Annotated in this window: 6 protein-coding genes; 3 read left to right on the top strand and 3 right to left on the bottom strand. The window is 70.6% G+C overall.

Translation table 11 applies throughout. The annotated features are described in order from the left end of the window. Positions 1-66: 66 nt before the first annotated feature. Entirely contained in the window at positions 67-1,380 is a 1,314-nt protein-coding gene (locus AB0D57_RS14625; RefSeq protein WP_362071595.1) for a hypothetical protein, read from the bottom strand. A gap of 200 nt (positions 1,381-1,580) precedes the next feature. Between AB0D57_RS14625 and AB0D57_RS14630 the strand changes: the two genes are divergently transcribed. Continuing rightward, complete coding sequence (locus AB0D57_RS14630) at positions 1,581-2,465, top strand: DUF4429 domain-containing protein (protein ID WP_362071597.1); 885 nt, start codon at positions 1,581-1,583, stop codon at positions 2,463-2,465. A gap of 32 nt (positions 2,466-2,497) precedes the next feature. On the opposite strand, the gene AB0D57_RS14635 is transcribed toward AB0D57_RS14630, so the two are convergent. After that, positions 2,498-3,292, bottom strand: coding sequence for a class II aldolase/adducin family protein (locus AB0D57_RS14635; RefSeq protein WP_362071599.1), 795 nt, complete (start codon positions 3,290-3,292; stop codon positions 2,498-2,500). A 201-nt stretch (positions 3,293-3,493) separates the two neighbouring features. Between AB0D57_RS14635 and AB0D57_RS14640 the strand changes: the two genes are divergently transcribed. Further along, positions 3,494-4,006 (top strand): pyridoxamine 5'-phosphate oxidase family protein, encoded by a 513-nt coding sequence (locus tag AB0D57_RS14640; protein WP_362071601.1) that lies wholly within the window; start codon positions 3,494-3,496, stop codon positions 4,004-4,006. A 9-nt stretch (positions 4,007-4,015) separates the two neighbouring features. Here the strand turns inward: AB0D57_RS14640 and guaA are convergent, their stop codons facing one another. Next, positions 4,016-5,596, bottom strand: a complete 1,581-nt coding sequence (gene guaA, locus AB0D57_RS14645; protein ID WP_362071603.1) for a glutamine-hydrolyzing GMP synthase — start codon at positions 5,594-5,596, stop codon at positions 4,016-4,018. Between the two features lie 584 nt (positions 5,597-6,180). Between guaA and AB0D57_RS14650 the strand changes: the two genes are divergently transcribed. Further along, positions 6,181-6,507 carry a chorismate mutase gene (locus tag AB0D57_RS14650; RefSeq protein ID WP_362071611.1) on the top strand — a complete coding sequence of 109 codons (327 nt, stop codon included), beginning with the start codon at positions 6,181-6,183 and terminating at the stop codon, positions 6,505-6,507. Positions 6,508-7,077: the final 570 nt, after the last annotated feature.

Consider the following 7,077-nt stretch of genomic DNA (forward strand, 5'->3'; position numbering starts at 1 on the left):
TCAGGCCGAAGCGGGGGTCTGGGGGCGGCAGCCCCCAGGAACGGGGGCAGGGGGGGCGGAAAGCCCTCAGTCCGTCACATCGATCACGCACCGGTTCGTCTCGACCCCGGCCGCCGTCACCACCTGCACCTCCACCCGCCCCGGCTCCACATCCACGGGCACCGGCACGGTGAGCACCGCGTCCGTGGGATTGCTGAAGCCGCCCGGCACCGGTACCAAGGGCACATGGACATGGACCGCGCCGATCCGTACCACCATCCGTGAGAGTCGGTCGGCGGTCTGGGCTCCCGGCGGCACGAATCCGGCCCCGCGGATCTCGATGTCGTCGCCGGTGCGGATCGGTGCGTCGAGGTCGCCCGCCTCTCGGGAGCGGACGACGGAGAGGATCACGGGACGCCCGCCCTCGGCGTACTTCCCGGCGAGGTAGGTACCCGCGGACACCAGCACGAGCAGCGCCAGCCCCCAGGGCAGATCCGGCAGCTGCTCCGGCCGGCGGGCCAGCCGTACCGCCGCGAAGACCAGGGCGACGGCGCCGATGACGACGTACTGGATGTCGGCGAAGCTGCCCCGGCCGGAGTCGTCGGTGAGGAGGTCGGCGGCGCGCGGCCGGTCGGCGGGGACCTTCTGCAGGCGTTGTCCGAGGACCCGCAGGCCCACCACCCGCCGCACCAGTACCGCGATCCCGCAGACCACGGCGACGACGGTCACCGCACCGGCGCCCCGGGCGAGTTCGAGACCGGCGATCAGGTCGTCGCGCTTGCCATGGGCGGAGGCCGCTGCCAGTTGACCCACCAGGACGAGCACCGCGTACACCACGAACAACACCCACGCCGCGGCCATCACGCGCGAGGTGGAGAGACGGTTGTCCTCGCCGATGACGGGGGCGAGGGCGCCTCCGCGGGCCCGGTGCAGGTAGCCCGCGCCGGTCAGCAGGCCGCCCACGAGCACGGCGGCGAGCAGGCCCGCCGTCCGCACGGCCGTCCACCCCGCTCCGATCGCGGTGAGTGCCTGGACGAGAAGCAGTACGCCGACGGCTCCCCAGACCGCGAACGCCGTACGCCGCCACAGCCGCCCCAGCCACGCCTCACCGTCGACGCGCCCGCGCTCGGCGACGAGGTCCGCGGACTGCGTGAGTTCGTCCGAAACCCACTGCCGGGACGCGGACGCCGAGTGCGCGACGGCGGCGGGCAGCCCCTGCCCGGACGCCAACTCGTCGCGCTTGGCGAGGAACGCGGCGACCGCCCGCCGGTGCCCCTCGCGCGCCCCGTGCGGACAGTCCCCGCAGGTGCAGCCGCCCCCGTGCGCGCCCTGCCCGGCGCCGAGCCCGCCCCCGGACCCCGCACCGCGCTCCGCGCCGTGTCTAGCCTCCTGCACCGCCACGCCCACTGCCGCCTTCCGCGCCAAGAACTCTCGTGCGGCCAGGCCTTGCTCGGTACGAGTTCCGTACGCCTGACCGCCGTACAACTGCCTTGCGATGACAGCGCATTGTGCCGTACGTAACAGCGCTCGTATCCGGCAGGTCTGGTCAGCGCGGGTGAAGAGGGCGGACCCCGTGTTGACCGGGCTGCGAGAATTTGTCCATGGCCGAGATCATCCAGCGCGACGGGACCTGGGCCTTCGACGGCAGTACGGTCAGGATCACGCCGGGACTCCACCGCTCCGTTCCGCTGTTCCGGCAGACGTACGGGGAGATCACCGTTCCCCTGGAGGCGGTTTCCGGCATCGTCTATGAGCCCGAACGCAAGCGCGGTCGGCTGCGACTCAGGCTCCGCGAGGGCGCCGATCCGCTGCTCCAGGCGACCGGCGGCCGGCTTCCGGACGCGGCCGATCCGTACCGGTTGATGGTCGACATCGACCGTTCCGGGGTCGCCGAGTACGTGGCCGAGGAGATCCGGCATGCCCTGCTCCTCGATCAGATCCCCAAGGAGCCGTCCAAGGCCTACCTCCTCGCGGGCCCGCCGGTGCCCGTGTCCGTCCGTTCCAGCGACGGCACGGTCTCCTTCGACGGCACGCAGGTGCGGATCGACTGGGCGGACACCTCCGACCGGGTCAAGCGGGCGACGGGCCCGCGGATCATCGCCGTCGGAGACCTGGTGCAGGTGGAGTGGCTGCCCAACTCCGGTTACGAGGACGGGTTTCTGCGTTTCGTGACGCGCGAGGCCGTGTTCTCGAAACTGCCGCCCGAGAAGGACCCGTTCGCCCTGGACCTGTGGGGCAGCGCCCGCCGCGACCTGCTGACGGCGCTCGTCGCCGCCGCTGTGACGGCCCGTCTGCCGCATCCGTCCGCGCGGGCGGAAGAACACGTCGACCAGCCCCCGCAACTCGCCTCCGCGGTTCCGCCCCAGGCCGACCACCACGACGTACTCCTGCGGCGTCTGCGGGAGCTGGGCGAGTTGCATCGCGACGGCGTGCTCACGGACGAGGAGTTCGCGGTGACCAAAGCGGCGGTCCTGCGGGGCTTCTGAGCCAGGGCCTGTCTGGAGGGCTTCCGGGACATTCAGCTCAGCAGGTCCGGCTCGCTCCTGCTGATGTCCTGCCACAGCGGCTGGTAGTTGATCCACGCCACCAGGTCGCCGCCGAGCTGTTCGCGCGTCGCGGTCGCCTGCTTGTGGTCGATCAGGATCGGGCGGCCCGCGGCCTGGGCAAGGAGCTGGACCTGGCTGGAGCGTTCCAGCGACAGGAACCACCAGGCCGCCGCGTCCACCGAGTCGCCGACGGTCAGCAGCCCATGGTTGCGCAGGACGAGCGCCTTGCGGGTGCCGAGCGCGGAGGCGATCCGGCGGCCCTCCTCGGCGTCCACGGCGACACCGGTGTACGAGTCGTACAGCGCGAGATCCTCGTAGAAGGCGCAGCTCTCCTGACTGATCGGATCGAGGAGGGCACCGAGGGCGGAGAGGGCGCGGCCGTGCACGGAGTGGCAGTGGGCGACGGCGACGACATCGGGGCGGGCGGCGTGCACCTGCGCATGCACGGTGAACGCCGCCTGGTTCACGTGGTAGCGGCCCTCGATCACCTGCCCGTCCTGGTTGGCCATGACCAGATCACTCACGGTCACGTGCTTGAACGGCATCCCGAAGGGGTTCACCCAGAAGCAGTCGCTGTACTCCGGGTCACGCGCGGTGATGTGGCCGGAGACCCCGTCCTCGAATCCGAGCCGCCCGAAGATCCGCAACGCCCCGGCCAGCCGCTCCTTGCGGTGCCGCCGTTCGTCGTCCGGCGATTCGTACATCGGCGGCATGGCGAACTGCAGCTGGTCGGTGGGCAGGGGCAGGGGCGGCGTGGGCCCTTGCATAGGTCCTCCAGCGCTGGCTTGTTCGGCGGTGACGGAGCGGAAGGTACCTCCGGCCGGTGCAGGAGAACAGAGCCGTTCCGTGAAGAGAGTGCGCAACCGTTACGCGGGGTACGGAGCGGGATGTCGTACGGCCGCATTCCGGCGAAAAGGCCTCGCCAAAACCGGCCAGAAGATGTCAGGTATCGGCGCGAGACTCACCATATGAGCCGGATCAGCCAGACGAGCCAGACCAGCCATACGAGTCACACGAACTGGGCAGCCTTCACGGCCGCCGAACCCGACCTCGCCCGGCTGGCCGAAAGCCGCTTCGGCGCTTTCACGCACCACGTCCTGGCGACCCTCCGCGCGGACGGTTCGCCCCGCACCAGCGGCCTCGAGGTGCGCTTCGTGCACGGCGAGCTCTGGCTGGGCATGATGCCGGACTCGCTCAAGGCACTCGACCTGCGCCGCGACCCGCGCTTCACGCTCCAGGCGAACCCCGGGCCGGGGACCGGGATGGCCGGGGGCGACGTCCGGATCAGCGGGCGGGCGGTCGAGGTCGACGAGCCCGCGGCGAAGGCCCTGTATGTGGAAGAGGTGGAACCGCCGCAGCCGTTCCACCTCTTCCGCACCGAGCTGACGGAGGTCGTACGGACCTACATCGAGGACGACACCTATCTGGTCGTCGAGATCTGGAAGCCCGGAGAGCCGGTGCGCACTCTCAGGCGGACGTGAGCCGCGGGACTACTCCCACTCGATGGTGCCCGGGGGCTTCGACGTCACGTCGAGGACGACTCGGTTGACGTCCGCGACCTCGTTCGTGATCCGGGTCGAGATCTTGGCGAGGACGTCGTACGGGAGACGCGACCAGTCGGCCGTCATCGCGTCCTCGGAGGAGACCGGACGCAGGACGATCGGGTGTCCGTACGTACGGCCGTCGCCCTGGACGCCCACGCTGCGGACGTCGGCGAGCAGGACCACCGGGCACTGCCAGATGTCGCGGTCGAGGCCGGCGGCCGTGAGCTCCTCGCGGGCGATCGCGTCGGCGTCGCGAAGCAGGTCGAGCCGCTCCTTCGTGACCTCGCCGACGATACGGATACCGAGGCCGGGGCCGGGGAACGGCTGGCGCTGGACGATCTCGTCGGGAAGACCGAGCTCCTGCCCGACCATCCGCACCTCGTCCTTGAACAGCTTGCGCAGCGGCTCGACGAGCTCGAACTCGAGGTCCTCGGGGAGACCGCCCACATTGTGGTGGGACTTGATGTTGGCGGTGCCGGTGCCGCCACCGGACTCGACCACGTCCGGGTAGAGCGTGCCCTGCACCAGGAAGGCGACGTCCTCGCCCTCCGCGGCCTCGGCGATGATCTCCGCCTGCGCCTGCTCGAAGACCCGGATGAACTCCCGGCCGATGATCTTCCGCTTCTCCTCGGGGTCGGAGACCCCGGCGAGCGCGGCGAGGAACCGCTCCTCCGCGTCGACGACCTTCAGCTGCACGCCGGTGGCGGCCACGAAGTCCTTCTCGACCTGCTCGCTCTCGCCCTTGCGCATCAGGCCATGGTCGACATACACGCAGGTCAGCTGCGAGCCGATGGCCTTGGCGACGAGGGCGGCGGCGACGGCGGAGTCCACGCCGCCGGAGAGGCCGCAGATGGCCCTCTTGCTGCCGACCTGCTCGCGGATGAGCGCGACCTGCTCGTCGATGACGTTGCCGGTGGTCCAGGAGGGGGTGAGGCCCGCGCCCCGGTACAGGAAGTGCTCGAGCACCTGCTGGCCGTACGTGGAGTGCATGACCTCGGGGTGGTGCTGGACCCCGTACAGCTTCTTCTCGTCGTTCTCGAAGGCCGCGACCGGGACGACGTCCGTGGACGCCGTGACCGTGAAGCCCTCGGGGGCGGCGCTGCACGCGTCGCCGTGCGACATCCACACCGACTGCTCGTCCGGGGTGCCCTCGAAGAGGGTGGAGCCCGACTTCGAGACATGCAGCGGCGTACGGCCGTACTCGCGGGCGCCCGTGTTGTCGACGGTGCCGCCGAGGGTCGTCGCCATCAGCTGGAAGCCGTAGCACATACCGAAGACGGGGACACCGGACTCGAAGATCTCGCGGTCGAGGCGGGGGGCGCCTTCCGCGTACACCGACGAGGGGCCGCCGGAGAGGATGATCGCCGCCGGGTTCTTGGCGAGCATCTCCTGGACCGGCATGGTGCTCGGCACGATCTCGCTGTAAACCCGGGCCTCGCGGACGCGGCGGGCGATGAGCTGGGCGTACTGCGCACCGAAGTCGACGACCAGGACGGTGTCGGGGGCGGCGGGGGACACTTCTGGCACGGTTTGCCTTCCGGCGGTGAGCGAGGGGTGTGGTGCACCAAGTCTACCGGGGGTCGGAGTGGGGCCGCCGAGCCGGTTTTCGCCCCCGCCGCCCCTACCCTCCCCCAAGCTCTCGACTTCGCTCGAGCAGGGGGACCCCCATCATCCCCGGGGGCTCCGCCCCCGGACCCCCGGCAGATTGTTGATTTGCTGCGGGCGGTGGGGGCTGGGCGCGCCCACGCGGCGGAGCGGCACAATGTCACAGCCCCGCGCCCCTAGGCATCTCAGCCCGTCCGGCGATTGAGGACGAGGCCGTTCAGGCCGAACGGGGGCCTGGGGGGGGCGGAGCCCCCAGGTACGGATGGGACGGGTAGGGGCGGCGGGGGCGAAAAAACTCACCCGCCCAGCGGTCTCACCATCCGAACCAGCTTGGCCCCGCCCCACCCCACCGGGCATACTGCCCCCATGCTCACGCACACGAACTTCCTGTTTACCTATGGCAACCGGCCCACCGGCTGCCATGGTCGTGCTGCTTGAGCAACTGACAAGCGACTTCCCAGGCGCCCCGGGCCGACAAGGCCCGGGGCGTCTGCCGTTTCCGGGCCCTGCCGCTCCGGGGCACCTCCACAGAGCAGAGGAGCCCCACCATGGCCGACGTACTCGACAAGACCGGCGCACGCACCGACGAGGCCGCCGACGTGATCACCGACGCCCGCGACCGCATCGACGCACTCGACGACCGGATCATCGGCCTCGTGCAGGAACGGATGGCCGTGTCGGTGGTGATCCAGGAGGCCCGGATCACGTCGGGCGGCCGCCGGGTGAACCTCTCGCGCGAGATGGAGATCCTCGGCCACTACAGGAACGCGCTGGGCAAGCCGGGCACCTCGCTGGCCATGACGCTGCTGGAGCTGTGCCGCGGCCGCGTCTGAACCCGTGCACGGCGTACGCACGTACGCATGCCCTCGCATCCGTACGGCGCGTGACCAGTGCGGCGCGGGCTTCGTTGGTCATGGTGTCCGTGCCAGCCAGGGGCGGGCTCGAAGGAACCACGCGTGGCCCCTCTGGGGCGATGAGACGTACGGATCGGATCGTGCCGTACGTCATGGGACCTCGTCCCAGGGTGGTGACCGGACGGCAGGGGACAGCAGCCCGGTCACTCAAAAGAACGGTCGGCTCCGGGGACGCCCGGGGCCGACCGGCGGAATCCGTGCCGAGGTGGTCCAGGCGGTTACGGAGGCCGTCACCCACCCGGCGCACGGCGAAAACCGCCCACCCAAAGGACCCACCCAACGCCCCCCACAAGGCTGACTGCCATCCAAGACCAGCGACGCACCCCCCGGCGCCGCTCCCCAAGCACCGGCGCTGCCCCTGACGTCGGTGCTGACGAATGAGGGCCCCGCGGATTCGGCGAATTCAAGGGGTCGTTGCAACACGTGGTCGGTTGATCAGGCCGCGAGCAGTTTAGACAGGCGCTCGGCTGGGGTTTCCCAGCCGAGCGT

The organism is Streptomyces sp. NPDC048275, from assembly GCF_040652275.1.
In the GTDB taxonomy this organism is placed as follows: domain Bacteria; phylum Actinomycetota; class Actinomycetes; order Streptomycetales; family Streptomycetaceae; genus Streptomyces.